Genomic DNA, 26425 nt, shown 5'->3' with positions numbered 1-26425 from the left:
GCTCAGATCCGGTCGATCATGGCCTGAGCGGCATGAACCAGGTCTTGCAATGTGGCGCTTTCGGGATCGGTCACATCCATAATGAGATGATCGGGTTTCAGGCCGTAGGCGCGGGCAAAGCCATCGCGCAGTTCAACCATACGGCCTACGGAAGCGGCGGCGAGGTCATTTTCGCCATCACCGCCGACCGGCTTCTGAAAGGCCGCGGCCAGCGAGCGCGGCGTGTCTTCGCCCGTTTCCTGCAAAATGTAGCTGGCCATAGAACGGCTGGCGAAGCTGTTTTGCTTACCCTTGGGGCTGACCTTCGCGGCGGCCTTGATCAGGGCTTCCAGTGTATTTTTGGCCAGCGCTTTGTCACCCGCCAGATTGGCCAGCAGCAGATTAGCGTCGATGCAGATATAGAGGTAAAATGTACCCGCGCCATAATATTGGTTATCTACGTGCGCGGCCCCTGCATTGTGTTCATCATCAGGGTCAAGAAGGTCACTCACAGCAGTGAAAAAGTCATCTTCAACGGTTGCTCGGTGCGTGGTGAAAGCGTGGGCTACTTGCACCGCAGCATTCACATTAAATTCGGGGTTATCTGCCAACATGCGACCAAACATAGCAATATCTACTGCACGCGGTTTTTCCGTCAGAATTACAGCGTCTTTTCTAGATATTTCAGTTCCAGCAAGAAGCGACTCTGCAATTTTTTTTAACAACGCCAACTCTTCAGGACTCAAAGATACAATTTGAGAGTGAGTTAAATTTTTTCCTCCATCCCAAGTGGCGAGTTTATTCTTTCCCTTGTCTGTATTAGACGATTTTCCAATAGAATCTACGACCATTTTTTCCGCTTCTTCCTGAGAGGCACCAAGACGGATGAGTTCATCACGGAGTACTTTTCCAAAAAATTTGGAGCGGATTCCAATGGCAGTTGGGACATATTGGAAAAATATATCCGAGGTGCGGAAGGCGCGCTTTAAGCTTTGCGACGACACACGCAGGCGTTCGGCACCGCCGAATTTCAACGTTTTCGGGCGGCCCGTGTCGTCACGATTGAGATTGGCTGCGGCATAGGTGGTGAGTAGGTGCAGTTGGATAAAGTGAGTCATGAGGTTCGTCTCTCGAAAATTGTGATGTAAATCAGGTCTGTGCGGCTGCCGCATTGCCGGGGGTTTCCACCCCGTAGAGATCCAGTCCGTAATAATGACGCGCCCAATCGCGGCGGATGGCGGGTCTGCGCCGCCACAAGTAGAGCGAGGCCCCCAGCATGCCAGTGTCGGCGGCGGTCTTGCAGATCAGCGCTGAAATACGTCGCGCCTGATCGAACAGATCGGCATCGGTTTCGACCCGCATCAGCGCTTTGAAGCGGGATTCACTTAGATCCGGCATTTCGCCCCCGATAACCGACGCAGGATGCAGGGGCTGATGCGAACGCACACCAGCCAAGGCACGCGCGGCGATGGTCAGGGCCATTTCTTTTTCATCTGTCATCTTGTAACCGTCCGCTTTTTCAACTCTCGCGATCCTCTCTCTGAGGTGTCGGAAGGTCGGATCCATCAGAGCGCTGAGGACGTCCGGTTCGGGGCCGCTTAAGCCCTCGATCAGATCGAGACGGCGCAGGGCTGCGGCGGATGCACGATCACCTGTACCTTCACGTGCTGCTTTAATGCTATCTTCCCACCAGTCATGGAAGACCGTGCGATAGATGTGCGTGGGATCGGCCATCAGACGGTTTCCTCCGTTTTGTTGCTGGATTTGGAAGGCTTGGCCAGCCCCAGGGCCGTGCGCGCCTTGCTCATGATGAGGTTATTGAGCTGATTGCGGGCATAAAGCAGACGGCGCGGCTCCTCGTCGGTCAGGCCATCGACATCGACAAAGGTTTCAAAAACGCGGAAGGCTTGCTTGCGTAAGGTGGCGATCCATGCCTCGCGCAAATCGGTGTCGCCATCCTCAGTTGCGGCGCGGGCGATGAGGTGCGTCAATTGGGCCTCAAAAAGGGATTGAGTCACGGCCCATACCTGTTCGCCGGGTGTCTTGAAGCTGTCAGCGCCTTCGACGCGGTAATGGTCGTCCGCTTTTTTCTGACCATAAAGAGCTGTGCGGCAGGCATAGGTGGCGGCGCGCGCGGTTTCGTCCGTGGCTTCGATGAAAGCTTTGACTGAGGCTTTAAGCGCCGCAGAGCCTTCCGGCAACCACGGCGCGCGGGCCTCAAGCCACTGGCGGGCCTTCATGTTATCCATATCAAAGCCGAAGGCCTCAATGCCGTCGGGCGATGACGGATCAAGATGCGGGGTCAGGATATGACGCCGCCCTTCCCACAGCCTGACCACGGTTGCCGGATAACCGTCAAATCCCCACCAGGTCAGCCAGTCGCCGTAATCGGAAGCGCCGGCATGGGGATGGCACGGCAATTTGCCGGACTTTTTATCCTCGTAATAGGGCGACAGAGGGTGCTGCCAGAACTGGTAATTGGCGCCGTAATTCTGGGTGCGGAAACCTGCTACCACGGCGCCTGCCGCACCGGAAAGGCTGCATTGACCTTCAGAAAACACAAGCCGCAGACGGCGCGGGCAGGCAAAGAAGTTGAGGGCCAGAGGACGGTCTTCCGGTGTCACAATCTCATTCTTGGCCGAGGTCAGGGTAGGCCGCATCCACGGAAACAAATCCTGCGGCCTCAGGCTGAAATTGTCATCGCGGTAAGGCACATTGGCCCAGATCCGATCCCACAAGGTCGTCACATTCTGCCCCTTGCGGCGCGGCGTCACCAGGGTGGTCAGCGGCCCGCCGCCGCGCAAGGAGGTGCGGTGCCCGGCCCCGCCCGAAGGCGCATAGGTTTGCAGGGTGATCAGGGCCGCCGCCGCCAGAGGCAGGCTGAGGGCCGTAACGCCATCGCGCTTGACGAACAGATCGGAATTGTTGCGCAGGGCGTTTTCGCCGGGGGCGTCGATCAGCAAACTGCTGACCGGCTTGATGTCCTGCGTGACCAGATCGTCAAAATCCTGAAAGGCCAGCGGCCCTTCGCCATCAAGATTGAAGCACGGCACAAGGGCCTGCCACGCCTTCAGCAGCGCATCCGGCGCGGGCGGGGTAACGAAATGGGCTTCCCATTCATCAACATCATCGCAAGGCAGGGCCAGATAGGTGAGGCCGATCAGGAACTCCGTCACGGCGGCGTTCCAGTCGGGACGTGGGAAATCCAGCGCCATGACCGGGTCATCGCCGCCCGTGATGTCGCAGGCCCGGACGCGGTCGCGCACACCCGATGCCCGCCTGACCTCCAGCCAGGGGTCGGTCTATAGATTGAATGTCATGAAATCCCTCCTCGCCCAAGGCGAGACTGCGCCTGATTCGTCAGATTTTCAACCGGGAGATATTGCGGCACAATCTGGAATTGTTGGTTGGCGCGCAATACCGTCCAACGCTCCGACAAGCGGGATGGCGGAGGGTTGAAAGTGTGTGAAAAAAATGAGAGAATTACCAGATGCCGCCAACAGACGGCCTCTGGTAATTAAGCGTCATATTATGTTGCTGGATAGCCAGACCATGAAACACGCCTCCTTTCTAGCGACTGTGGGTAGTTTCGATTTAGCCCCGTTAGGTTGCCGCCTAGCGGGGCTTTTTACATTAATGATCAATTCTTATGATCTCAACATGTATTTGTATAGATAGTACCTTGTATATTTTGAATGTCCCCGCAAATGCGGGGATCAGATGGTTTGTATAGAAAGTACCGGTTCATCCCCGCAGATGCGGGGAGCGAACTTAAGTAATTGTAGAGAAAGCTAAAATTTTTACAACCCATTTCCGGCAAAGCACCGCGCCATTCCCAAATTCTTCTCAACCTCGTTTTTAGGCAAAAGTTGATCACACATTTTTTCAAGATCAATCCATTTGTAATGGTGTGCCTCTCAGCAAGCCGCAATACAGATTGAAGCCGTCAATATAGATATGTGTATGCAAGGAAACGTAATCCCGAAAGAGCAACGGCGGGCTTTCGCCCGCCGCGCGCCCGACGACTATAGTCGTGCGGGGGAGTAGTGCAACTTAAATAGGCATGAAGGACGGTTTGGTCAAGAGTTTCATTCTGGGCAGATTTAATTCTCGATCACCAATCCTTGCTCCATGCTGTACCTAACACTGACGACGCGATCCCTGTGATCCTTGATCTGGCCTTGCCACAAACCGGGCGTATCTGATGGGATAAGCGCCAGAACGGGCGGCGGGTCGTATCTTTGCGGCCAGCCCGCCTGCACGGCGGCGACCGCTGCGCGGCAAGCCTCATCCGGATAAACGGCCTCGGCGAAGCGCGCCGCGCGCAGGCTCAGTTCCGACAGACGCCAGCTTAAGGGCGCTCTGTCCGCCTCGGCCCACGGCGTCAGCGCACCATTTGCCCATCTGGCCAGACGCACGGTGATCGAGGCCTCACCAAGCCGGGTCGGGGTTTTGGTATCAGGCGCCCATTTGGCGTCGTGAATAAATCCGGCTGGCGGGGTATTTGCATCCTTGCAATGGATGAAGTTGAGTTTGGAAACGGCGCGGTCGGCATCGTTTCTGGCGCGCGCCTGATCGCTGCTTGTGCGCAAACCCTCGGGGCAATCGCCGTCACGATCAAAAACCGGCTCGATCAGATCACGCACCGACGCGCTCAGGCAATTGAGCCCGCCCGTCTGTTCGAGTATGCGCTGGGTTCGCCAGAGCTGGCCGTGGTCTTCATAAACATACTGGCCTTTGGAAAACAGCCCGCCATACCAGTCTTCACCGGCATCGGGCACGGCGGGGCGGCTGACAACCCAAAGTTCCGGTTCGGCCCTGTCCGGGCGGTCATGGCGGTGCAGCCGCCCGGCGCGCTGGATCAGCAGATCCATCGGGCACAGGTCGGTGGCCATGTAGTCGGCGTCGAGATCGAGCGACTGCTCCACCACCTGGGTCGCAACAATAATCTGGCCCTTGCGCGTGTCGGGCGTGCTGTGCTTGCCGAGCTGTTTCAAAACCGCCTGTTCGCGCCGGATGCGATCCTGCAAGCAAAAACGGGCATGGAACAGATGAAGGCCGATCTTTGGGCCAGCCTTGCGCGACAGCCATTCATAGGCCTCGGTCGCTTCGGCCACGGTGTTGCGGATATAGAGGCAGCACGCCCCCGCTTCGGCCTTGTCCAGCAAAGCCTGCATGACGCTTTCGGAGGTATCGTAGCGCACGGTTTTCAGATCGCGCCGTGTGCCGCGATGGGCGGGCGCGGCCGTTTCGTGAACCTGCTTTTGCGGATCGACATGGCTGATCAGCGGAAAAGCGGCGGACGGGTCGGTAAGCGGCTTTCCACCGAAGATGCGAATGAATTTTTGCCGTTGCGCCAGGGTCAGCGTAGCCGAAAGCATGATCACCGAACCGCCGAGCGCCGCCTGAAAGCGGATCAGGCTTTCAATGCCCGCCGTCATGTAGCCATCGAAGGCGTGAACCTCGTCGATCACCAGCACCCGGCGCGACAGGGCGGCCAGCCGCAAGGCATTGTGCCGGACGGGCAGGGCGGCCAGCAAGGCCTGATCGATCGTGCCGATGCCCACCTGAGCCAGAAAGGTGCGCTTGCGGTCTTCGGCCAGAAAGGCGGCGCAACTGGCTTCGGCGCTCAGATCGTCGGCCTGGGCGGTGGGTGCGTACCTGCCGCCGCGAATGGAGGCCTGAAAACCCATGTGCAGGTCGCGGGCGCTGTGGGCCAGGATCAGCGAGGGTTCCGACTCGCCCTCAAACAGCCGTCGGTAGGTTTTTTCCAGACGATCATAAAGCCCGTTGGCTGTTGCCATGCTGGGCAGGGCCCAGTACAGCCCCTCGGCGGCGCCCGCCCGCATCAGGCGATGGGCCAGCAGCAGCGCCGCCTCGGTCTTGCCGGAACCGGTCAGGTCTTCGATAATATAAAGATTCGGCCCATTTTCCGGGTTTTGTGCGGCGGCCCAGTCTTGCAGCGGCGAGGCGGTCACCGGTGTGTCGAACAGGTGCGCAAGGTTAAAATGGGTCGCGGCTTCGGCCTCGGCCAAGGCAGCCAGCGACACGGCCTTGCGGCCCTTCTCCAGCGCGACCGGCCAGTATGCCTCAAGGGTTAAATAATCGGGCTTTTCGTAAGGGAACCAGCGATCCTCGGCATTTGACCCTATCCAGTCGGCGAGAATGACCAGCCCGGCCACGCGCCAGATTTCGGCCTGAGCGCTGGCGCGCGGTCTTTGATCGGCAGGCTTGCCCAATAGGGAGAATACGGCCTCAACATAGGTGCCTGCATCGGTACGGGCGGGATCGCTGATCACATTATTCAGTGGAACGTTGTCGGAAGCGGGTACGCCATGATGCGAAACGGCGGCATGGAGCCATTGGTTGAAATCTGCGGGGCAGGCAGACCTATAGTCCTTTTGCCACAGGGCATGTCCGACATCGCCATGACCATCCGTGCCCCATGGCCCCCATTTTGATTGCGGGGCATGACCGAGCGTTTCCGCGAGTTCCGGCACCTTGGTCTGGAAATTCTCGGCAAACTTGCCCAGATCGTGTAGGGCCGCCACCAGCAGCATCCATTGCCGCGTGTCGGCTTCGCTCAGGCCCGTGCGGGCGGAAACTGTCTGCAACAGGCATGGACGAAGATCGAGAACAGCCGATAAGACCGCCGCCACATCAAGACTATGATAGGCAAGTGGATGCCAGGCAGGTCCGTTGATGCCTTCAGGTGGCCTCGCCTTGCCCCAGTAGTTGGTTATAAACCGCATAGGGTGACAATCGGCGAAATGGCCTTAGAGTCAATATATTGCATTTTTTAACGAACGAACGCCAAACCTGATTCCAAAGTCAAGGTCGACGATCTCGGACGCCTCGATTTGGTTTACCTGGCTGTCAATCACGATCTCGGCACAAAATGCTCAGCGAGGTTCAAAAAGGGCGCGCCCTATGTTTTGCGCCGCCCCGCGGCAGGGCGGTTGGTGCCGAATAAGGCAGCGCGCAACAAGGCCTGATCCAACAAGCCCTGCCAGCGGCTGACGACGATGGTGGCCGCCACATTGCTGATGACATTGGTGACGGCCCGGCATTCCGACATGAAGCCGTCAACACCGAGGCGGCTGGATTGCCGGGCTTTATTTTCTTGAAGCCTAATGTATGTAATTTTGCAACATAACGGCCATAATCTCTCTGATAGCCGCCCGTCCGGCCTTTTCGCGTTTGACGTTTCGTAGCTCATGTAGCTAATTTGGTGTAGCGCAATTACACATGCGTGGGGCTCGCTCATTGGAAGGCAACTATGAAAAAGGTTTTATGTGCGGGGGTGGCTCTGGCCGCTCTGATGCCGTTCTCGGCTCTGGCTCAGACATCTGACTCAGGCGATACGGCCAAGACAAACGACGCGACCACGGTGATCGTCACCGGCATAAGGGCCAGCCTGCGAAGCGCCCTGGCGGAAAAGCGCAATGCCCCGGCGGTCGTCGATTCGATCACCGCCGAAGAGGCTGGCAAGTTTCCCGACACCAATGTTTCGGAATCGCTGCAACGTGTACCGGGCGTGGCCATCCAGCGCAATGCCGGCGAAGGCCAGTTCATCACCGTGCGCGGTCTGGGGCCGGAATTCAACAATGTGCTGCTCAATGGCCGCACCCTGCCGACCGATAATCAGGGCCGTGAATTTTCGTTTGACGTTCTGTCGGCAGACCTGATTTCGCGCGCCGATGTGTACAAGACCTCGCTGCCTGAACTGACCGAAGGCGGCATTGGCGCCACGGTCAATATCACCACCACGCGCCCGCTGGATACCAGGGGCACACACGCCAGCCTGAACCTGTACGGTTCCTACGATTCGATGACCAAGGATTTCACGCCCAATTTCAGCGGCGTCTATTCCTATGCCAATCCGGATCATACGTTCGGAGTCGCCGCCTCGCTGTCCTATACGGATCGTGAATCGAAGCAGGATTCGGTGCAGACCGACATCTGGGTAAATCGTCCGGCCACGGTCGTCACCGGCTCGGAATCGTCGGTGGGCCTGCCCGCCAGTGCCGCCTCGACCCAGAGCTTCCTGATGCCCAGCAATCTCGGCTTCCATCAGGAAGCCGCCTCGCGCAAACGGACGGTCGGCAGCCTGACCTTCCAGTATAAGCCCAATGCCGACTGGCTGATCACGGTCGATACCCTGTATTCGCATCTCGATCAGAAAATGACCGATTCGATCTACAGCGCCTATTTCAATCCGGCCTTCATCAATCCGGTCATCGGTTCGGACGGCACGGTGCAGAGCTTTACGCGCCCTGGCACGACCTTTGTGAATAATAATCCGGCCCTGGCTTCGCAGGTCGGTGCCTCGCAGAACGACAATATCGTCACCACCAATAATCGTCTGGCCAATACCTATGTGTTTGGTGCCAATGCCAAGTGGAACGTGTCGGACACGCTTCATCTTGAAGGCGACCTGTCCTATTCGCGGGCCACGGGCACATCGGTCAATCCCTATGTCGTGATCGGTGAACAGTCGGTCAATGGCCAGACCTTCGACCTCAATCCGGGTGGCAAGACGCCGATCCTGACCATCCCCGACACAGTCACCGATCCCAGCCTGATGCGCTCCCACTATACGGGCGTCAGCGGCGACAGCATCAGCGACGATATTCTCGATGGCCAGTTGAGCGCCAAATGGACGCATGAGGCGGGCTATTTCCGCAGCCTGTCTGCCGGTATCGAATATTCCGACCGCCAGAAGATCGACAATTACTCGGCCTCGCCGGACGGTTGCGCCTATTGCGGCTACACCTATCCGGCCAATGCCACCCTGTTGCAGCTCCAGTCCTTCTCCGGCTTCATCGGCGGGGTGCAGGTGCCGGTGGCGGCGCACTTCACCTATGATCCTAATGCTGTCATCGCCTGGTTGCAGGAACCGGTCAATCTGGCGCAGTCGAGCGATCCGGCCCTGGCGGAATCCTATGCAGGCGGCCCGATCTCACCACAAGCCCAGCCGGGCGGCACCATCAATGTGACCGAAAAAGTGACCGCGCTTTATGCCGACAGCTACTGGGGCGGCGATCGCTGGTCGGGCAATGCCGGTGTCCGTATCGTCAATGTCCAGTCGCGCTCGATCGGTTATGGCACGCCGCTTCTGACGGCCATCACCAACTATCCGGCCGATTCAGGCTATATCTATACTATGGCACCCCCACCGAACTGACGAGCAGCCACAGCTATACCGATGTCCTGCCTTCGGCCAATTTCAAGTATCATCTGACCGACAATATGCTGTTGCGTCTGGCGGCTTCGCGCACCCTGACGCGGCCCACCCTGACCGATGTCGGCATCAGCAATACCTATGGCGGCTATTACGGCGCGCCCACCTCAAGCGGCGGCAATCCTGATCTTCAGGCGATGCATTCCAACAATTACGACATTTCGTGGGAATGGTATCTGTCGAAGATCAATTATGTGGCCGTGGCCGGCTTCCGCAAGGACGTTTCCGACTTTATCGAAACGACGACCGTGTTGCAGACCGAGCCGGTTATCCCCGAACAGGTCTATGATACCCGGCCGCGCAATGGTGCCAGCGGCACGATCAATGGCTATGAAATCTCAGCGCAATATGCGCTGGGCGAACAGGCTGGCTGGGCCAATGGCTTTGGCGTCTCGGCCAACTATACCCACATCGACGCCACGGCCAAGCGCGCCGACGACGCCAACCAGTGCGGTTATGACGGGCTTTCGCCCGACTCCTACAATGTCGTCGGTTTCTACGAGAATGGCACGTTTGAGACACGTCTGGCCTATAACTGGCGCTCGGCCTTCCTGGTCAGTTGCTTCGGTTCGGGGCTTCTGCCGCGTGACCGCGCCGCCTATGGCCAGCTTGACTTCAGTATGCGCTATAATCTTAACGACCGCATCGAACTCTATGTCGACGGCATCAACCTGACCGACAGCCTCGTGCATGAATACGAGGTCGATCGTTCGCACTTCCTGATGCTGGAAGAAGATGGCCGCCGCATCGATTTCGGTGTGCGCTACAAATTCCGCTAGAGCAAGATGACATGACTTGGAATCGCTTTTCCTCTCCTCTCCCCTCCATGAGGGGAGAGGGCGGGAACCGAGCAGAGCGAAGGTGACCGGGTGAGGGGCATCTTTATTGCGTCTGCCAAGCCTCTCATCCGGCCTTCGTTTCACTCAGGCCACCCATGACGGCCAAAACGACATGCGTTTTGTTACCGTCAAACCCCTTTTAAGCTAAGGGGAGAAGGGAAGGTTAAACGATGCAAACCTATGTCATCACGCTCTAAAACCTTTTCCTCCCCTTGCCGGCGATGCGTTCTGTTCGTCGGCAAGACCTTGTTGCGGCACGTCTTCACTTCGGGCGTGCCGCAATTTTTTTCACCTGCAAGCTGTGCGGGCAGGTTATGTCTTACAAATGCCATTTGACTAACGACGCTTGTGTAGTTTATTAAATGTAGCTAAGCTACCTACTGAACAGATCATCGGAGGAACCATGAGTATCAGGCGTATAGGCGGGGCCAAATCGGGCAGCGGCGGCCAAATCCTGCCCTTTTCACGCGCCACGGTGGCGGGCGGTTTCGTGTTCGTTTCCGGCCAGGTCGGCATGGATGAGACGGGCGAGATCGTTCAGGGCGGTATCGTGGCCGAGACGCGCAGGACGATGGACAATATCATCGCCATTCTGGCCGAGGCGGGCTGCACGCTGAACGATGTGGTCAAGGCCAGTGTCTGGCTCGACGATACGCGCGATTTTGCCGCCTTCAATCGCGTCTATGCCAGCTATTTCAAGGATGAACTGCCCGCGCGCTCATGCGTGCGCTCGCAGATCATGATCGACGCCAAGGTCGAGATCGACGTCATCGCCTACAGGCCTGAGACTTAGGCCAGAAGCCCCGACCAGGGGTGCATCGGCGCTACTTCAGCGGGCGGGGGTGGTGCCGATTTCGCTTTTTATAAATCCGGGCATGTGGCGCCCCGCCGATCAGTGGTGGTTGCGCAATGTCCCTACCGAACAGGTGCGGTATGTTTAATTTTTCCGGCAAGGTGGTGCTGATCACCGGTGCGGCGGGCGGTATAGGCCAGGGGCTGTGCGAGGCTTTCCTTGGCTGGAACGCCACGGTTCTGGCCTTTGACCGTGCCGCCGAGACGCTGGACGGCATGGACGCACGCCTGCACAAGGCCACGCCCGACCTGACCGATCTTGAAGCGGTCAAGGCGGCGGTAGCGGCGCTGACGGCCAAAACCGGCCCGGTCGATATATTGATCAATAATGCCGGTGCGGCGGCGGCGGTGTCTTTGTCCACCCTGACCCCCGACGACTGGGCGCACGATCTGGCCATTAACTTAAGCGCCGCCTATCACTGTGTCGAGGCCACCAAGGCGGCCATGTTCGCACGCGGATCGGGCGTCGTCATCAATATTGGCACGGTCAATGCCATGCTGGCCATCGGCCACCCGGCCTATAGCGCCGCCAAGGCCGGGCTGGTCAGCTACACGAAAGCGCTGGCCGTCGAATATGGCCCGCGCGGCCTGCGCGCCAATCTGGTGGCGCCCGGAACGGTCAAGACGCAGGCCTGGAACGCCCGCGCGGCGCAAAAGCCCGAAGTCTTCGATGATCTGAAAAAATGGTATCCGTTGCGCGATTTCGCCACGCCGCAGGACATCGCTAACGCCGTCGCCTTTCTGGCCTCCGACCTTGGCCGCATGATCACCGGCGTGGTGCTGCCGGTCGATGCCGGTCTGACGGCGGGCAATCCGGTGCTGGCTTCTGAGCTGACTCTGGAACAGTTCTGATGCTCGATCTGAACCCGATCCTCGATTCCCGCCTGTCCACCGGCACCAAGGGCGTGCCGCCATCGGGCGAGGGCGTCATGATCCGTGATGTGGCCGCACAAGGCTGGAACCTGCTCGATGGCTCCATTCCCATGCCGGCCGCCGTGCTGCGCAGCTCGGCCCTGCATGATAATCTGATGGCCTTTCAGACCTATATCGACCAGGCGGGTGTGAAATTAGCGCCGCACGGCAAGACCAGCATGTGCCCGCAACTGTTCGACCGGCAATTGCAGGCCGGGGCCTGGGGCATGACGGTGGCCACCTTCGCCCAGGCCTGCACGGCCTTGCGTTATGGCGTCAAGCGGCTGCTGATCGCCAATGAACTGGTCGGCGAGACGGAAATCCGCGCCCTGGCGGCGGTCGAGGACGCGCATATCCTGTCGCTGGTCGATAGCGTGGCGGGTGTCGAGCGCATTGAGGCGATTTTGCAAAATGCCGGTGTGCAAAAGCCGTTCGGCGTGCTGGTCGAGCTTGGCATAGAGGGTGGCCGCACCGGGGCAAGGGGCGCTGCGGTGGCTATGGATGTGGCGCGGCGCGTGGCGCAGTCGCCTGTGCTGGCACTGGCCGGGGTCGAGGGCTATGAGGGCCTGATCGTCACCGGCGATGCCGTGGCCGATGCCGCGCGCGTCGATGGATTCTTACGCGATCTCAAGCATCTGTTTGAAACCTGCCGCGCCGAGGGACTGTTTGTTGATGCGCCTATTTTGAGCGCAGGCGGCTCGGCCTATTTCGATCTGGTGGCGCGCGGTCTCAAAACCGAAGGTGTCACCACGCTGGTGCGCAGCGGCTGCTACCTGACCCACGACACCGGTTTCTATCAAAGGCTGCTCGCCCATGTCGGTGAACGCGCGGTTCAGGGCTCTGGTCTGGGCCCCGCACCGGCGCTGAAGCCCGCGCTGGAAGTGTGGGCGCAGGTCGTGTCGCGCCCCGAAGCGGGCCTGATCCTGGTCAATGCCGGACGGCGCGACCTGTCCGACGATTCGGGCCTGCCCAGGGTCGAGGTGTGGGCGCGCCCCGGCAAGGACGCCCAGCCCCAGCCGGTCAGCGGCTGGAACTTCACCCGCATGAATGACCAGCACGGCTATGTCCGCGTGCCCGAAGACGCCGCTGTGGCGGTCGGTGACTACATCGCCCTCAGTATTTCCCATCCCTGCACCACCTTTGACCGCTGGCCGCTGCTGCTGGAAGTCGATGACGCCTACCGCGTCGTGGGCGCGCTCAAGACCTTTTTCTGACGAGTACTCACCATGTTTCCTGAAGTTGTTGATAATGTTCTGCGTGGGGGCCTCGTCTTTGACGGCGACGGCGGAACGCCTTTTCAGGCCGATGTCGCGTTCAGCGACGGCCTGATCGTGGCGGTGGGCGATCTGAAAAACGTCCGTGCCGCCCGCGAGATCGACGTGACCGGCAAGGCCGTAGCGCCCGGCTTCATCGACTCGCATTCGCACGACGACTATGCCTGCATCCGCACGCCCGACATGACGGCCAAGATCAGTCAGGGCGTCACCACGGTCGTGGTCGGCAATTGCGGCCTGTCGATCGCACCTCTGCGCTTTGAAGGGGCGGTCGAGGAGCCGTTCAATCTGCTCGGCGATGAAAAAGCCTTCGCCTATGCCAGCTTTGCCGCCTATGCCGAGGCGATCAGCGCTGCCCGCCCGGCGGTCAATGTGGCGGCTCTGGTCGGCCACACCACCTTGCGCAAGATCTGCATGAACGACCTGACAAAGCCCGCCTCGCCCGATGAGCGCAAGGCCATGCAGGATCTGCTGGCCAATGCGCTGCGCGCAGGTGCTGCGGGCCTCAGTTCCGGCGTCTATTATCCGCCCGCCTATGCCGCCGATCTGGCCGAACTGACGGCGCTGGCTGAAACGGTCAGTGCGCACGGCGGCGTCTATGCCACCCATATCCGCAGCGAATATGACGGCGTGGCCGAGGCGCTGCAAGAGGCCTTCGCCACCACGCGCGCCGCCCGGACGCCCTTGATCATCTCGCACCACAAATGCGCGGGCGTGCATAATTGGGGCCGTTCGGCGGAAACGCTCGGCCTGATCGGCACGGCGGCCAAAACTCAGCCCGTCTGCATGGACTGCTACCCCTATACAGCCGGATCGAGCGTGCTCAATCCCGATCTGTGCGACGGTGAAATCCGCGTGCTGATCAATTCGTCGCAGCCCTATCCTGAGATGGCAGGCCGCTATCTGAAGGAGATCGCCGCCGAATGGGGCTTAAGCGAGCGCGCAGCCGCCCGGCGCATGATGCCCGGCTATGCCTGCTATTTCCAGATTCACGAAGACGATATGAAGCGCATCCTGTCGCATCCTCTGTGCATGGTCGGATCAGACGGCCTGCCCAATGATCTCAATCCGCACCCGCGCCTGTGGGGCACGTTTCCGCGCGTGCTGGGCCACTATGCGCGCGATCTCGACCTGTTTCCGCTGGCTGAGGCCGTGGCCAAGATGACCGGCTTCACGGCGCGGCGCTTTGGCTTTTCAGATCGTGGCCGCATCAAGCCGGGTCTGGCCGCCGACATCACCGTTTTCGATCCGGCCACCGTGGCCGACCGCGCCACGTTCGAGGCACCCGTGCAGATTTCCGCCGGGATCGAAGAGGTTTTTGTCGGCGGCGTGCAGAGCTGGTCGCAGGGCCGGGCCACCGGCGAACGCAGCGGGCGATTTATACGCGGGGCGGGCCTTCATGCCGACGCCGCAGCGGGCGCATAACAAGGCATAACAAGATAGAAAAAGGGGCTGTACGATGACCGATGCCACGAAAATAAATGGCGCTCCACAATCGACCCGGATGCCGATGGCCATTATCGGCGGCATGTTCTTTATCTTCGGCTTTGTCACCTGGCTCAACGGCCCGCTGATCACCTTCGTCAAGCTGGCCTTCACGCTCGATGATGTTTCGGCCTTTCTGGTGCCGATGGCCTTTTACATGTCCTATTTCTTCCTGTCCCTGCCCGCCGCCTTCATCCTGCGTCGTATCGGTATGAAAAAAGGCATGGCCCTGGCGTTGGCGGTCATGGCGGTGGGCGCGGCGCTATTTGGGCAATGCGTCGATATGCGCGTCTTTCCGGGCGCGCTGACGGCCCTGTTCATCATCGGGGCGGGCCTGTCGATCCTGCAAACCGCCTCCAACCCCTATATCTCGATCCTGGGCCCCATCGATTCCGCCGCCCAGCGCATCGCCTTCATGGGTATCTGTAACAAGCTGGCGGGCGCATTGGCCCCGGTCGCCTTTGCCTTTGTGGTGATGCGCGGGGTCAGCGGTCTGGCCGACCGCGTAGCCGCCGCCAGCCCTGCCGCCCGCATCGTGCTGCTCGATGCCTTCGCCCATAAGGTATATCTGCCCTATATGGCGATGGCCGCCCTGCTGGCCGTCCTGGCCGTCGCCACGCTGTTGTCGCCCCTGCCCGAAGTGACCGACAAGGCCAATGCCGATGATGCGCCCAAAAGCGGCAGCCTGTTCGCCCATCCCAATCTGTGGCTCGGCTTTCTCTGCATCTTCCTTTATGTCGGGGTCGAGGTGATGGCGGGCGACGCCATCGGCACATATGGGCGCGGTTTCGGCCTGTCGCTGGACGTGACCAAATATTTCACCTCAGGCACGCTGATCGCCATGCTGGCCGGCTATGCGGTCGGGCTGGCGCTGATTCCGCGCTTCATCAGTCAGGCGCGCTATCTGGCCGTGTCCGCCGTGCTGGGCGTGATCCTTACCCTTTGCGCCTATCTGACGCGCGGCTATGTCAGTGTCGGCTTCGTGGCGGCGCTCGGTTTCGCCAATGCGATGATGTGGCCCGCCATTTTTCCGCTCGGCATCAAGGGGCTGGGGCGGCACACCGAAACCGGCTCGGCCATACTGGTGATGGGCATTGCCGGCGGAGCGGTGATTCCGCAGATCTTTGCCGCCATGAAGTCGGTCTATGATTTCCAGCTCGTCTTCGCCGCCCTGATGGTGCCGTCCTACCTCTATATATTGCTGTTCGGCCTGTTTGCGGCGCGGCGCGATACTCGCACCGACCGGGTGTAAAAAGCCTATATTGCCACCCCATGTAATTTTGCTACAATTGGTCATGGCAACTCTGAACGATATTCTCACCACGATACGCGACCGCGCCCCGCATGAAGACGGGGTCAACTTGAAAATCGGCGAGGAGATCCTGCGCGATCCCGGTTCGGTCGTTGATGTCAGCATCAAAAGCTTCGCCAATCGCGTCGGCGTCAGCGAGCCTTCAGTGATCCGCTATTGCCGCTCGATCGGCTGCGAAGGCTTCAAGGAATTCAAGAAATACCTGGCCCAGTCACTGGTGCTTGAGCAAAAATTCGCGCGCGAAACCCCCGCCGGTCTGAGCGCGGATGGCGCGCTCGGCGATGAGCGCTTCGACCGGGTGAGCTTAAGCGTCGCCACGGCCCTGCGCTCAGTCAGCGGCACCCGCCATTTCGAGCGCATCGACGCGGCAGCCAGGGTTCTGATGTCGTCGCAGATGATTGCCGTGTTCGGCCTGGGCGGCAGCTCCGCCGTGCTGGCCATGGAAGGCCAGAACCGGTTATTCCGGCTGGGTCTGCGCGCCGTGGCGCACGTTGACAGCTACATGCAGCGCATGACCGCCGCCACGCTGAAAAAAGGCGATACGGTCTTGTTCGTGTCCTCGACCGGCCAGCCCGAACCCCTGGCCGAAAGCGCGCGTATCGCCCGCAATTATGGCGCGACCTGCATCGCAATGGCGCCGGAAAACAGCCAATTGGCGGGGCTGGTCGATATTCTCATCCCCATCGAACTGGCGATGGATATTCCCTATCACCAGCCCAATCCGGTGCGGTTCGCCCAGATGTTCGTGCTGGACTGCATCGCCGACCGGGTGGCCCTGATGATCGGCAAACCTGCGGTCGAAACTCTGCGCCGTGTCTCCTCGGCCGTATCACCGCAGCAGCATTACCTGCCTACGGGCGATTAGAGCGGTCTGCATTCTGATTGAATCGGTCAAAGGCATGCAACCCACTCTACATTTTACGTTTTTCCGCATCTCGCATTCAATTTGTAAGTCAAATGAAACGCTCGTTGCTCTAGAGCGAGATGACTTTAGATAGACTCGTCATCTCGCTCTAAGTCTTTGCTTACGCATCATTTTTTTTCCAAAAAGTGGCATCCACTTTTTGGCATGATGCTCTAATGCGCCCTTCCCCTCTCCCCTCCATGAGGGGAGAGGACGAGAGCCGAGCGCAGCGAAGGTGATCGGGTGAGGGGCCTTATGGGTGTGGCGTCAGCTCCAGCGTCAGCACTTCAAACGGCGCTAGGTGGATCGTGACCGGCTGGCCAGCGCTTATCGTCGCGTCCGCCTGATCCGTGTCCCACAGGCTATGGGCGGAGTAGGTGGCAGCGGCACCCTTCGGCAATTGCAGCGCTATGCCAATATCGAGCGCGAAATCCTGCGCCTTATCGGATGGATTGCGCAGGGTGATAATGCCCTTGCGCGGTGCCCAGGCGGCCCAGCCATAGACATCGAGACGGCCCGGATCGCCGCCGATCCAGTGGGTGTCGCGCAAAACATCGGCATTGGCGCGCGACCATTTGGCGGCCTGCGCCAGCGTGTCCCAGTCGGCGGGCGTCAGCAGGGACGGGGTGATATACATTTCCTGAAGCGCGGTGCCCGACCCGAAATAGGAATGGACTTCGTCAGGAAAGTCATGGCCCGGATCGCTGTTCAGCCCCAGCGCGTGCCGGGCATAGATCAGGCCGTGCAGCATGACGGCATTGAGCGGAAACAAAGGGCCGCCTATGACGATATTCTCATATTCCTCGCGGTCACGATAGGTGATCCAGCGCTGACGCGCCGTGCCGACACCGGTAAAGGCGTGGTCCTGCCCGCCGCGCCAGATCGAGTCGGCATAACGCAACCAGGCGGGCGACGGATAGGTGCCGGTCGTCACATTGATGAACAGGTTTGGTTCAGCGGCGCGCAGATCGTCGATCAGGTGGATGGCGGCATCGAAATCGCTGTTGAAACGGCTGCCGGGAAAGACCTTGTCGGCATTGCCCGTGCCGTCGAACTTGAACTGGTTGACGCCTTGCTGGGTGACCAGATCGAGCGTCGCCTTGTGGAAGTTGTCGTAATATTTCGGGCCGGACAGGGCAAAGCCGCCATCGATCACCTCATAGCCGAGCTTTTTGCCACTGGCGATGCGCTTGTCCTTGGCGACATTATAGCCGCCCCACGGCGACAGCCAGACGCCGGGTGCGGCGCCATATTTCGCGGCGGCGGCCTTCAGCGGCAGAAAACCGTTCGGAAAGGCCTTGCTGAAGGCCCATGTGCCGGAGAGATCGTCCCAGCCGTCGTCGAACAGGAAGGAATCAATCTTGACGCCGCGCTTGACGGTCAGTTCCTCGCCAAAAGCGTTGATGCGGTCGAGCGCGTCGGCCTCGGTGTAGGGCGTGTCATAGCCGATGTCGTACCACGAATTATAGTGCAGGAAGGTGCGGTAGGGGTGGGCGCGTTCGGCCTCGATATAGGTCAGGAAATCGCGGCGCAACTGACCGGGCGCGCTGACGCCGATCACCGCCGAATAGGTAATAGTTTGCCCCTTGCGCAGCGGCAAAGCATTGTCGATCCACGTCCAGGCCTCGTCCTCTTCCATAATGGCGTGGCTGTTGGCCAGCGGGTTTTCAAACATCATATAGTCGGGGCCCGCGATGACGGGCGAGCCGGTCACCTTGCCCGACACTTCCGCGCCCGGTGCGATCAGGTCGAGCAGGCGCACCTCAGGGATCATCTCGTCCTGTTTGAGCGCCGTGATGGTGATGACTTCGCGCAGATATTTCGCGCCCTGCGGCTGCACCAGCCGCCAGTCGATGCTGACGCGGCCCTCCGTGTCGGTAAAAGTGCCCTCAACCTCCTGCCGGGTTTCGCTGTCCGACAGGCGCGAGGCTTTCGGATCGCCTGCCACGGTGACAAGGCGCAAAGGTGCGCTCAAAATGAGATCCGAAGCCGTCAGAGCCGGGCCATGATCGAGCGTCAGGGTGAAGGGCGACACGATTTTCAGATCGCGGCCATTCAGCTTATCGCGGAACTGAAAATCCGTCAGGTGGTTTTGCGTTTGCGTCCAGCTCACGGCGCTGTCCGCATTGCCGAACGCTTGCACCGGCGCATCGGCGTGGGCCGCGCCCGCACCCAAAAGCGCAAGGATGGCCAGCGGGGCCGCACACATTTTCAGGACGGATAATTTCTGTACGGACATGCGGCCTCACCCATTTTGTAGCTTCACTACATAATATGCGCTACAAAATGATGCAAATGTCAATGCAAAAAACCGTCACCTGTCAGGCCGCCGCCGACAGCGAGAAGCCCGTAAAGTTGGCCATGACCCGAAACGCGCCGCCTGCCAGCAGGGCCGCTGGCGTCAGGCTGGTGCTGATGCCGATGCAGCGCAAACCGGCCCCGGTGGCCGAGCGGATGCCGGGCAGAGAATCCTCAAAAGCCAGTGCCTCATCGGCCCGCACCGATAGCTTATCCAGCGCCGTCAGATAGGGCAGGGGGTCGGGCTTGGCGCGCGGCAGATCGGCGGCCACCACGATGGTGTCAAAGCGGCCTTCAAGACCGAGCACCGCGAGCATGAAGCGTACATTTTCCATCGGCGCATTGGTGACGAGGCCGGTTTTGATCTCATCCCTCGCGGCCCTGTCGAGCAGGTCGAGAAGGCCGGGCGCGGGCGCTATATTCGCCGCCAGATCGCGGAAGCGTTGTTCCTTGGCATTGACCCGCGCGCGCAGATCGGCAGGCGGCGCATCGGGGAAGAAGACGGCGGCCACGGCGTCGCTGGTGCGACCGGCAATGCGGCTGTGAAAATCGGACATGTCGGGATCGACGCCATGCTCGCGCAGCATGTGGCGCAGGGCGTCGAGATGCAGCGGTTCGGTGTCCGCCAGCGTGCCGTCCATATCGAACAAAAGGGCTTTCATACCAGGCTTTGTAGCCTGTCGAGGGCGTCCGGCGCAAGCGGTTCGCCCGCCAGCCGCGCCGCATAAAGCGCCGCGCCCAGTCCGGGCGACAGGAGGGGCGGCGTCAGGTCGTACTGGTCGGAAAAGGCGGCCAGCGCGCGCTTTAAAGGCGCAAGGATCAGGTCTTCGCTGTTGAATACACCGCCCGAATAGGAGACGCGCACGGCCTCACCTAACGGATAGTCAAGCGCCTGCCGGATCGCCTCGATCATCGCCGCCAGTTCGTCGGCAGCGCGTCCGAAAATGCGCAAGGCCTCGGCGTCACCATCGCGCGCGGCCTGCGCGACGAACTGCGACAGGGCGGCCATCTGATCACGCGGCAGCGGGCCGTCACCCATGACGCGACCGCACAGGTCGAGATCGGCGGACAGGCCGTAATGTGCTTTCAGGATGGCGTATAAAATGCCTTTCGGCAGGCGGCCATCGCTCATACGGGCAAAGGCATTGAGCCCCTGAATGGCGATCCAGTAGGCCGAGCCTTCGTCGCTGAACACCTCGCCCCAGCCGCCGCAGCGCGCCTTCAGGCCGTGGCGTTCGCCATAGGCAATCGAGCCAGTGCCCGCCACAATATTGATGCCGTCACCGCCCGCCAGCGAACCGGCCCAGCCGCAGATCATGTCATTGCCGCACAGATAGCGGCGATGGCCGAGTACGGCTTCGGGCATGACATCGAGAAGCGGCTGAGTTTGCGAATCCTCGCCGTGGGCGGGCAGACCGAAAAAGGCATGGCGGATGTCGCTGGCCTGAGCGTCTGCTGCCGCCAGCACCGCCGCCACGCCCGCGCCCAGCACATGGTTGAGACCGTCAAAACCGGTTTGCAGATAATAGCTGCTGCCGCCCTGATGACGACCGCGCACATGGCCTTCGGCGTCGATCAGCATGAATTCGGTCTTGGTGCCGCCGCCATCGACGCCGAGATAAAGCCCCGTCCGCTCTGTCATTTTTACGTCCGCTTATAAATCTGCACGCCCTGCACGACGCGGTTGACCGTGCCCTTGATATTGGGCTGGTCGGGCGTCAGGCCGCGTTTCAGCGATTGCTGGAAGGCGAAGATCTGCGCCACGGCAATATAGGGGAAGATCAGGTCGATGTCCTGCGCCTCTTCCATGCCCTGAATGCGGATATGATCATAGGCCTCAAGGCCGTCTTGCGCGGTGACGGCAATGACGCGCCCCGCCTCGCCATCGCGCCTCAGCTCATCGAGAAGATCGATGTCATATTGCCGCGTATAGGGGTCGTTCGACACGAAGATGATCACGAGCGTGCGCCCGGTGACGAAGGTTTTCGGGCCGTGGCGAAAACCGAGCGTCGAATCAAACAGGGTGGCGATGCCGCCATTGGTCAGTTCGAGCAGTTTCAGCCCCGCCTCGCGCGCCAGCCCCTTGAAGATATGGCTGCCGAGATAGACGACACGGTCGTAATCCTCGGCCACCACCTGCTGCAAAAACGGCAGGCGCGTCTCGATCACCTCAGCCACGGCTGCGGACAGAGCGGCGTTGCGCGACGGCATGGCGTCGATGCCGCTGAACATCGCCAGGGCCGCATAGGTCATGCAGCTAAAGCTCGACGTCATGGCAAAGCTGCGGTCATGCGTTTCTTCGGGCAGGAGCAGGCCAAAGCCACGCGCATGGCCTTCGGCGAAGCGCGCCAGCTCGCCGTCCGCATTGCAGGTGATGACGAGGTGATGGATTTCGCTGACGCACTGATCGGCCAGATCGACCACGGCCAGACTTTCGGGGCTGTTGCCCGAACGCCCGAACGACACCAGAAGCGTCGGCGCGGCTTTGGCAAAATAGAGATCGGGCGCGCAGGCCAGATCGGTGGTTGCGATCGATTCGACCGGACGCTGCATCCTTGCCGTCAGCCAGGGGGCCAGGCTGTCGCCGATAAAGGCCGAGGTGCCCGCTCCGGTCAGGATGATACGCAGGTCAGGGCGCGCCAGAAGCGGGGCCAGAAAGGCCTCAATCTTGGTCTGCTGCGCGCCGAGCAGGTCTTGCGTCCGGCGCAGCAGGTCGGGCTGCTGGGCGATTTCGCGCGCCGTCCAGAAGCCGCCATGCGCCGAAAGCCAGGCTTCGTCATAACCGGGCAGGGCGGGCACGGCGTGGGTATGTGGAAAAGGCATATCAGGCATCGAGCATCTCCACCTGACCTTGGGTTGCCGCAGAATAGCCATCCAGCACGACGCTGATATGGGCCATGACCAGATGGGCGGGGGTGCAGACAAGACCTTGACCGCGTATGGCGGCATAGGCGTCGGGCATATATTGGCTGATCAGGGCCAGTGGCGGCGGGTTTTCGGTCAGGTTGTCAAACATCTGTTGCTGGGCGGCCATGATCTCAGCGTCGGGCCAGTAATAGCGGATGCGGTCGCTCAGCGAATATTGCAGGTCGAAAGCCAGGGCGTGGCCTTCGCCGTGATAATATTTCGACCAGTTGTGCGGCAGGGCGCGCATCCGTTCCAGCACCACGTCGCGGAAATTGGAGCGATCCGCAGCGATCCATTCGCGCTCAATGGCGTCAAGCGCCCACAAGGCTTCACGCAGCGCGAAGGTGACGCCGGGGCCGACCTTCAATATGGCGAAATGGTCCTCGACCAGTTCGCGCAAATGCTGCGGTGTCTGGTAATCGGTCGAATGGGCTTCATAGAGGATCGTCGGCAGGGTTTCGATAGCGCGGCTTAAGGCTTTCGCTTTCGCGCGATCATAGTCGATGACCTTATGGTGGTCGAACTCGACGCCGGGCTGCACCACCTCGGCGATGACGCGCGGCCAGGCGGCGGTCAGGCCGCGCTCACGAAAGATGCGCTCATGGGTGCGGATGGTGGTAAGCGCCGCTTCGGGCGATGTCACTTCCAGTTCGGGCAGGTCTTCGGACGCGCCGCCGGGCACGGGCACTTCGGTGCCGATGACATAGACGGGGGCCTCGCCGCCCGCTTCACGCCACACCGCTTCGGAGACAGCGATCAGGCGCGCGGCGCGTTCGGCGATGGTTTTTTCGGCCAGCGGCACGGGATCATCGGCGCATGACATCGAACAGTCGGCGTGGATCTTGCGGAAACCGGCCCTGACATAGGCCGCCACCATCACCTCCGCCTTGTCCATCGCCTCGGCGGAAGGCAGGTGTGTCCACGGGTTCGGCCCCAGATGGTCGCCGCCCAGCAGGATGCGCGCGCGTGGCAGGCCGATCCGGTCGGCGATGACGAAGACGAAATCACGAAAATCGGCGGGCTGCATACCGGTATAGCCGCCGTCCTGATTGACCTGATTGCAGGTCGCTTCGATCAGGGCGATCGGCGCATCGTGCGTCAGGGCGTGGCGTAAGGATGCCTCGACGACGAGCGGATGGGCCGAGCAGACGGAGACGATGCCACAGGGTACGCCGGCTTTATGGCGCGCCACCAGATCGAGCATGGCTCTCATGGCAGAAACCTTTCAAACGATGATGTTGTGGCCTTCATAGCCCGCGCCGCAATGATACGCAACAAAAACAATGAAAACGAAACTTATAAATTTCGGTTTAGGGCGTCAAATTTAGGGTGCCAGGGCCAGAAAGATCGACGCCAACAGCGCCAGTACCAGCCCGACGGCCTTCAAGGCCCCCGGCACAATGCCTTCGAGCAGCAGCGACAGGATGGCGGTGATCAGCGGGCCGCCTGCATTGCTCAAAGGGGCGACCACAATCGCCTTGCCGTAACGAAAGGCATAGACCAGCAGGAGCGCGCCCACGGCATTGAGCATCTGGATGGTGGCGGCCAGCCACGGCCCGTCCCATCCCCAGTTGATCGGACGGGAAAAATTGGTCATCAGCAGGGCCGCCGGGATCAGCACCAGACCCGAAATCATCATGTAAAAGAAGATGCTTTCGGCGCTCATCACATTATTGGCGCTCTTCATAAAATAGGCCTGTATGCCCCAGCACAGCATGACGATCAGGGCCAGCACGAACCAGCCCACCCCATGCACGACCGCTGTGCCGCCCGGATCGTAATCGAACATCGGCAGGGCAAGCAGGGCCAGCACCACGCCGAGCGCGCCCAGCCAATTGGTGCGTTCGCGCAAGATAAGGAAAGACATGACGATGGTGATCAGCGGTGACAAGGAAATCACCGGAAAGATCAGATAGGCCGGGCCGGTCGAGACGGCATAGAACAGCACCATCTGCCCGCCCGCCCCCAGAAGCCCGATGGCCAGACCATAGGCGATGGCCTTGGGGTGGATGTCGAGCTTCCAGCGCTCACGCTGCATGACGATGACGGCGGGCACGATCATGGTGACGGCCCAGACGCAGTAGGTCAGGGTTTCGGGAAAGCTGCGCTGCGCCGAAATCCCGGCAAAGGCGCCCCAGACGCCCCATAAAACGACCGTGGCGAGGGCAAACCACAGCCAGCGGCGGCCACCGGTTTCGGGTGTCGCATCGGCGGGCGGCACGGCGGTGATTACGGGATCGGTCATGCTGTAGCCCCGGCAGGAATGGCTTCGATAACAAGGAAACGCTCAAAGGCGAGATCGAGGTGCGGGCTAGTCTCCGACACGTTGCCCAGATCGCGGTCATTGAAATAGTCGCGCAAGCGGTAAGCGCCCTTCAGGCCCCGGAATTCCACCGGCCCGCGCCAGTTTTCGGCGTAAAAAGCATAGTATAGCCGCCCGTCTTTTTCGACGACATGGGCTTCGGGCTTGTCGAAACCGATGTCGTACAGCTCGCCGCGATAAATGCCCTGCGCCAGCCGCTTTTCATTATAGATGGCGATCCATTTGCGCCACAAAACCTCTTTTTCCGGCGTCAGCAGGAAGTTGGATCCGGGCGCGCGGCCCTCGTGCGGCCAGGTGAACTTGGTCGAAACAATCCCGCCGATGCCGACCGTCGAGGCAAAATCATCGCCGCCATCCGACAGCTCAACATGGTCACCGGAAAACGGTGCTGAAGGCCCCATCAGCGCCTTCAGCGACTTGCCTTTCAGGCGCACCTGCCACGATGAGGTCGGGTCGGAGGCCGGGGCATTGTTGATATAGGGGAAGTTGAAATAGGAATAGCAGTCGCCGCATGGGCAAAGCTCGACCACGGCCTCAGGATGGACGGCCTGCGCCGTATCGTAAACGCATTGCCAGAAGGTTTGCAGCTTTTCGACCGATTCTTCCGGGTAAGCGTGATTGTGCAAGGGATTATAGCAGGGTGCGACGCCATTCAGGTGCTGGCCGTCGATCTTGACGCCGTCATAGCCCCAGTCCCTGAAGATCTTGGTGAACAGGGCCTCGGTATAGTCGATGGTCGGCTGATAGGCCGGACACAGGTAAAAGGAGTTCCACCATGAAATCAGTTGCGGCGCGCCGTTCTGATCAAGCAGCAGCATGTCGCTGTGATCGTGCAAAAGGTCGGTGCCCGGTTCGACGGCCAAGGGCGTGATCCACAGCCGGGGCTTCATGCCCGCCGCCTTTATTTTCGCCGTGAAGGCGCGCATGTCGGCATCGCCGCGCGGAAACTTCTTCGGATTGAGATACCAGTCGCCTTCCGAGGTCTGCCAGCCATCATCGAGCACGACCCAGGTCAGGCCAAGATCGGCGGCCTTGGCCAGCGTGCCCTCCACCTCTTCGGGCGTGCCGACGCGGTCATAGCCCCAGGCGCACCAGATGCCCTCATAGGAGGCGGCGGGCGTGACGGGCGAGGCCAGTCCGCGCTCCGACATGATCTGGCGATAGGTGTCGAGCGTCACAAAATAGTCGCCGCGATGCACCGTAACGAAGGTGTCGAGCGTCGCAAAGCTGTCGCCCGGTTTGAGCGTGACGACATGCTCCATATTGACGGCGATGGCGGCGCCCGCCCGCATGGCGACCAGCGGCAGAGACACCAGTTTCGGCACGGGCTCGACATGGCCGACCGCCAGCCCCGCATCGGGTCGCCACACATCGACGACCGGCGTGCCGCTGCCGTAATCCGAGGCGTTCATGCCCATGAAATTGGGCTGGTCGAAGCCGGACTTGACCGGTTGCACCCAGTCGCGGCGGTCTTCGTGCGATGAACCCGACCACGACCAGAAGCCGTGTTCGCCGTCTTTCAGCGTGTGGGCGCCATTGGCCCAGCTTGCGATGTCGAGCGTTTTCGCGCCCGCATTGCGATAGCTGACCTGCTGGAGGACAAAGCCCGGATAGCGGTCATAAAAGGTCAGGCTGACCGTTTTTTCCAGTCCTTCGGGAGAGCGTCCGGTGATCGTGAAGCGCTGGCCCGCGCCGTGAATGTCGCTGACCGCTTCGTTTTTGCGGCTGACGAAATGAAAGGTATCGATGCGAACGGCGGGCGCTTTACCCGCTTTATCGACGCTTTTCAGGCTAACATAATCGCTCGGCGCAAAATCGCTGAGTTGCAGCCATGCGCCGTCCTGCCGGATCGATACGCGGCTATAGAGGCGGGCGTCGAAGGCAATGTTGATGGCGCTGTCAGACGCGGCGGCGACGGGCAGGGCAGCCTTTTGTCTGGCAAACGCCATTTCCGGCATCAGCATCGGTGTCAGGGCGGCCCCGCCCAGCAGCGACAACAGGGTGCGGCGGCGAATAGGTGCGTGTGCGGTCATGGTTTCGCAGGCTCCGGCGCGGGGCCGCTTCGGGTGCGGCGTGACATCGTTGCTTGCGATGCT

General features: G+C 60.5%; 20 protein-coding genes. 8 read left to right on the top strand and 12 right to left on the bottom strand.

Features of this window, described 5'->3' with window-relative positions; genetic code table 11:
* Positions 1–2: 2 nt before the first annotated feature.
* The 5 genes from cas7e to QB905_RS15250 form a co-directional block, all read right to left on the bottom strand.
* On the bottom strand, positions 3–1097 hold the full coding sequence (cas7e, locus tag QB905_RS10540) for a type I-E CRISPR-associated protein Cas7/Cse4/CasC (RefSeq protein ID WP_282974985.1): 1095 nt from the start codon (positions 1095–1097) through the stop codon (positions 3–5).
* A gap of 31 nt (positions 1098–1128) precedes the next feature.
* Complete coding sequence (casB, locus tag QB905_RS10535; RefSeq protein WP_282974984.1) at positions 1129–1713, bottom strand: type I-E CRISPR-associated protein Cse2/CasB; 585 nt, start codon at positions 1711–1713, stop codon at positions 1129–1131.
* Positions 1713–3269: a type I-E CRISPR-associated protein Cse1/CasA gene (gene casA, locus QB905_RS10530; protein WP_282975619.1), complete on the bottom strand. Its 1557-nt coding sequence runs from the start codon at positions 3267–3269 to the stop codon at positions 1713–1715. The genes casB and casA overlap by 1 nt, the downstream gene beginning before the upstream one ends.
* 813 nt (positions 3270–4082) lie before the next feature.
* A complete protein-coding gene (gene cas3 / locus QB905_RS10525) occupies positions 4083–6731 on the bottom strand; it encodes a CRISPR-associated helicase Cas3' (protein WP_282974983.1) in 2649 nt (882 codons plus the stop codon).
* A 176-nt stretch (positions 6732–6907) separates the two neighbouring features.
* Positions 6908–7198: a hypothetical protein gene (locus tag QB905_RS15250; protein WP_349252568.1), complete on the bottom strand. Its 291-nt coding sequence runs from the start codon at positions 7196–7198 to the stop codon at positions 6908–6910.
* Positions 7199–7258: 60 nt separating this feature from the next.
* Between QB905_RS15250 and QB905_RS10515 the strand changes: the two genes are divergently transcribed.
* The 8 genes from QB905_RS10515 to QB905_RS10480 all read left to right on the top strand — a co-directional run bounded on the left by QB905_RS10515 (position 7259) and on the right by QB905_RS10480 (position 16762).
* Entirely contained in the window at positions 7259–9166 is a 1908-nt protein-coding gene (locus QB905_RS10515) for a TonB-dependent receptor (protein WP_282974982.1), read from the top strand.
* Complete coding sequence (locus QB905_RS10510) at positions 9163–10002, top strand: TonB-dependent receptor domain-containing protein (RefSeq protein ID WP_349252580.1); 840 nt, start codon at positions 9163–9165, stop codon at positions 10000–10002. Before QB905_RS10515 ends, QB905_RS10510 begins: the two co-directional genes overlap by 4 nt.
* A gap of 463 nt (positions 10003–10465) precedes the next feature.
* Positions 10466–10855: a RidA family protein gene (locus QB905_RS10505; protein WP_282974981.1), complete on the top strand. Its 390-nt coding sequence runs from the start codon at positions 10466–10468 to the stop codon at positions 10853–10855.
* Positions 10856–10995: 140 nt separating this feature from the next.
* The gene (locus tag QB905_RS10500) at positions 10996–11766 is read left to right on the top strand and encodes an SDR family oxidoreductase (RefSeq protein ID WP_282974980.1); all 771 of its coding nucleotides are present in this window, start codon (positions 10996–10998) and stop codon (positions 11764–11766) included.
* A complete protein-coding gene (locus QB905_RS10495) occupies positions 11766–13040 on the top strand; it encodes a type III PLP-dependent enzyme domain-containing protein (protein ID WP_282974978.1) in 1275 nt (424 codons plus the stop codon). Before QB905_RS10500 ends, QB905_RS10495 begins: the two co-directional genes overlap by 1 nt.
* Before the next feature lie 12 nt (positions 13041–13052).
* Positions 13053–14525: an N-acyl-D-amino-acid deacylase family protein gene (locus QB905_RS10490; RefSeq protein ID WP_282974977.1), complete on the top strand. Its 1473-nt coding sequence runs from the start codon at positions 13053–13055 to the stop codon at positions 14523–14525.
* Between the two features lie 34 nt (positions 14526–14559).
* Positions 14560–15837, top strand: a complete 1278-nt coding sequence (locus QB905_RS10485) for a sugar MFS transporter (RefSeq protein WP_282974976.1) — start codon at positions 14560–14562, stop codon at positions 15835–15837.
* 43 nt (positions 15838–15880) lie between these two features.
* On the top strand, positions 15881–16762 hold the full coding sequence (locus QB905_RS10480) for a MurR/RpiR family transcriptional regulator (protein ID WP_282974975.1): 882 nt from the start codon (positions 15881–15883) through the stop codon (positions 16760–16762).
* A gap of 292 nt (positions 16763–17054) precedes the next feature.
* Here the strand turns inward: QB905_RS10480 and QB905_RS10475 are convergent, their stop codons facing one another.
* The 7 genes from QB905_RS10475 to QB905_RS10445 all read right to left on the bottom strand — a co-directional run bounded on the left by QB905_RS10475 (position 17055) and on the right by QB905_RS10445 (position 26362).
* Positions 17055–19040, bottom strand: a complete 1986-nt coding sequence (locus QB905_RS10475; RefSeq protein ID WP_282974974.1) for an enterotoxin — start codon at positions 19038–19040, stop codon at positions 17055–17057.
* An 82-nt stretch (positions 19041–19122) separates the two neighbouring features.
* Positions 19123–19761: an HAD family hydrolase gene (locus tag QB905_RS10470; protein WP_282974973.1), complete on the bottom strand. Its 639-nt coding sequence runs from the start codon at positions 19759–19761 to the stop codon at positions 19123–19125.
* Entirely contained in the window at positions 19758–20741 is a 984-nt protein-coding gene (locus QB905_RS10465) for an N-acetylglucosamine kinase (protein WP_282974972.1), read from the bottom strand. Before QB905_RS10465 ends, QB905_RS10470 begins: the two co-directional genes overlap by 4 nt.
* 2 nt (positions 20742–20743) lie before the next feature.
* The gene (locus QB905_RS10460) at positions 20744–21931 is read right to left on the bottom strand and encodes an SIS domain-containing protein (RefSeq protein WP_282974971.1); all 1188 of its coding nucleotides are present in this window, start codon (positions 21929–21931) and stop codon (positions 20744–20746) included.
* Positions 21924–23219 (bottom strand): D-tagatose-bisphosphate aldolase, class II, non-catalytic subunit, encoded by a 1296-nt coding sequence (locus QB905_RS10455; RefSeq protein ID WP_282974970.1) that lies wholly within the window; start codon positions 23217–23219, stop codon positions 21924–21926. The genes QB905_RS10460 and QB905_RS10455 overlap by 8 nt, the downstream gene beginning before the upstream one ends.
* Positions 23220–23330: 111 nt before the next feature.
* A complete protein-coding gene (locus tag QB905_RS10450) occupies positions 23331–24251 on the bottom strand; it encodes an EamA family transporter (protein WP_282974969.1) in 921 nt (306 codons plus the stop codon).
* The gene (locus QB905_RS10445; protein WP_282974968.1) at positions 24248–26362 is read right to left on the bottom strand and encodes a glycoside hydrolase family 36 protein; all 2115 of its coding nucleotides are present in this window, start codon (positions 26360–26362) and stop codon (positions 24248–24250) included. Before QB905_RS10445 ends, QB905_RS10450 begins: the two co-directional genes overlap by 4 nt.
* Between the last annotated feature and the right edge of the window lie 63 nt (positions 26363–26425).

This window comes from Asticcacaulis sp. EMRT-3, assembly GCF_030027245.1.
Taxonomy (GTDB): Bacteria; Pseudomonadota; Alphaproteobacteria; order Caulobacterales; family Caulobacteraceae; genus Asticcacaulis.
The sequence above is the reverse complement of the archived record's forward strand: the minus strand, read 5'-3'. Positions and strand labels throughout refer to the sequence as shown.

Coding starts and splice junctions, on each gene's coding strand:
- QB905_RS10485 (WP_282974976.1), top strand. CDS start 14,560: ATGACCGATGCCACGAAAATAAATGGCGCTCCACAATCGACCCGGATG.
- QB905_RS10500 (WP_282974980.1), top strand. CDS start 10,996: ATGTTTAATTTTTCCGGCAAGGTGGTGCTGATCACCGGTGCGGCGGGC.
- casB (WP_282974984.1), bottom strand. CDS start 1,713: ATGGCCGATCCCACGCACATCTATCGCACGGTCTTCCATGACTGGTGG.
- QB905_RS10490 (WP_282974977.1), top strand. CDS start 13,053: ATGTTTCCTGAAGTTGTTGATAATGTTCTGCGTGGGGGCCTCGTCTTT.
- QB905_RS10460 (WP_282974971.1), bottom strand. CDS start 21,931: ATGCCTGATATGCCTTTTCCACATACCCACGCCGTGCCCGCCCTGCCC.
- QB905_RS10480 (WP_282974975.1), top strand. CDS start 15,881: ATGGCAACTCTGAACGATATTCTCACCACGATACGCGACCGCGCCCCG.
- QB905_RS10505 (WP_282974981.1), top strand. CDS start 10,466: ATGAGTATCAGGCGTATAGGCGGGGCCAAATCGGGCAGCGGCGGCCAA.
- QB905_RS10495 (WP_282974978.1), top strand. CDS start 11,766: ATGCTCGATCTGAACCCGATCCTCGATTCCCGCCTGTCCACCGGCACC.
- QB905_RS10515 (WP_282974982.1), top strand. CDS start 7,259: ATGAAAAAGGTTTTATGTGCGGGGGTGGCTCTGGCCGCTCTGATGCCG.
- QB905_RS10445 (WP_282974968.1), bottom strand. CDS start 26,362: ATGACCGCACACGCACCTATTCGCCGCCGCACCCTGTTGTCGCTGCTG.
- QB905_RS10450 (WP_282974969.1), bottom strand. CDS start 24,251: ATGACCGATCCCGTAATCACCGCCGTGCCGCCCGCCGATGCGACACCC.
- QB905_RS15250 (WP_349252568.1), bottom strand. CDS start 7,198: ATGAGCTACGAAACGTCAAACGCGAAAAGGCCGGACGGGCGGCTATCA.
- cas3 (WP_282974983.1), bottom strand. CDS start 6,731: ATGCGGTTTATAACCAACTACTGGGGCAAGGCGAGGCCACCTGAAGGC.
- QB905_RS10465 (WP_282974972.1), bottom strand. CDS start 20,741: ATGACAGAGCGGACGGGGCTTTATCTCGGCGTCGATGGCGGCGGCACC.
- QB905_RS10475 (WP_282974974.1), bottom strand. CDS start 19,040: ATGTCCGTACAGAAATTATCCGTCCTGAAAATGTGTGCGGCCCCGCTG.
- QB905_RS10470 (WP_282974973.1), bottom strand. CDS start 19,761: ATGAAAGCCCTTTTGTTCGATATGGACGGCACGCTGGCGGACACCGAA.
- QB905_RS10455 (WP_282974970.1), bottom strand. CDS start 23,219: ATGAGAGCCATGCTCGATCTGGTGGCGCGCCATAAAGCCGGCGTACCC.
- cas7e (WP_282974985.1), bottom strand. CDS start 1,097: ATGACTCACTTTATCCAACTGCACCTACTCACCACCTATGCCGCAGCC.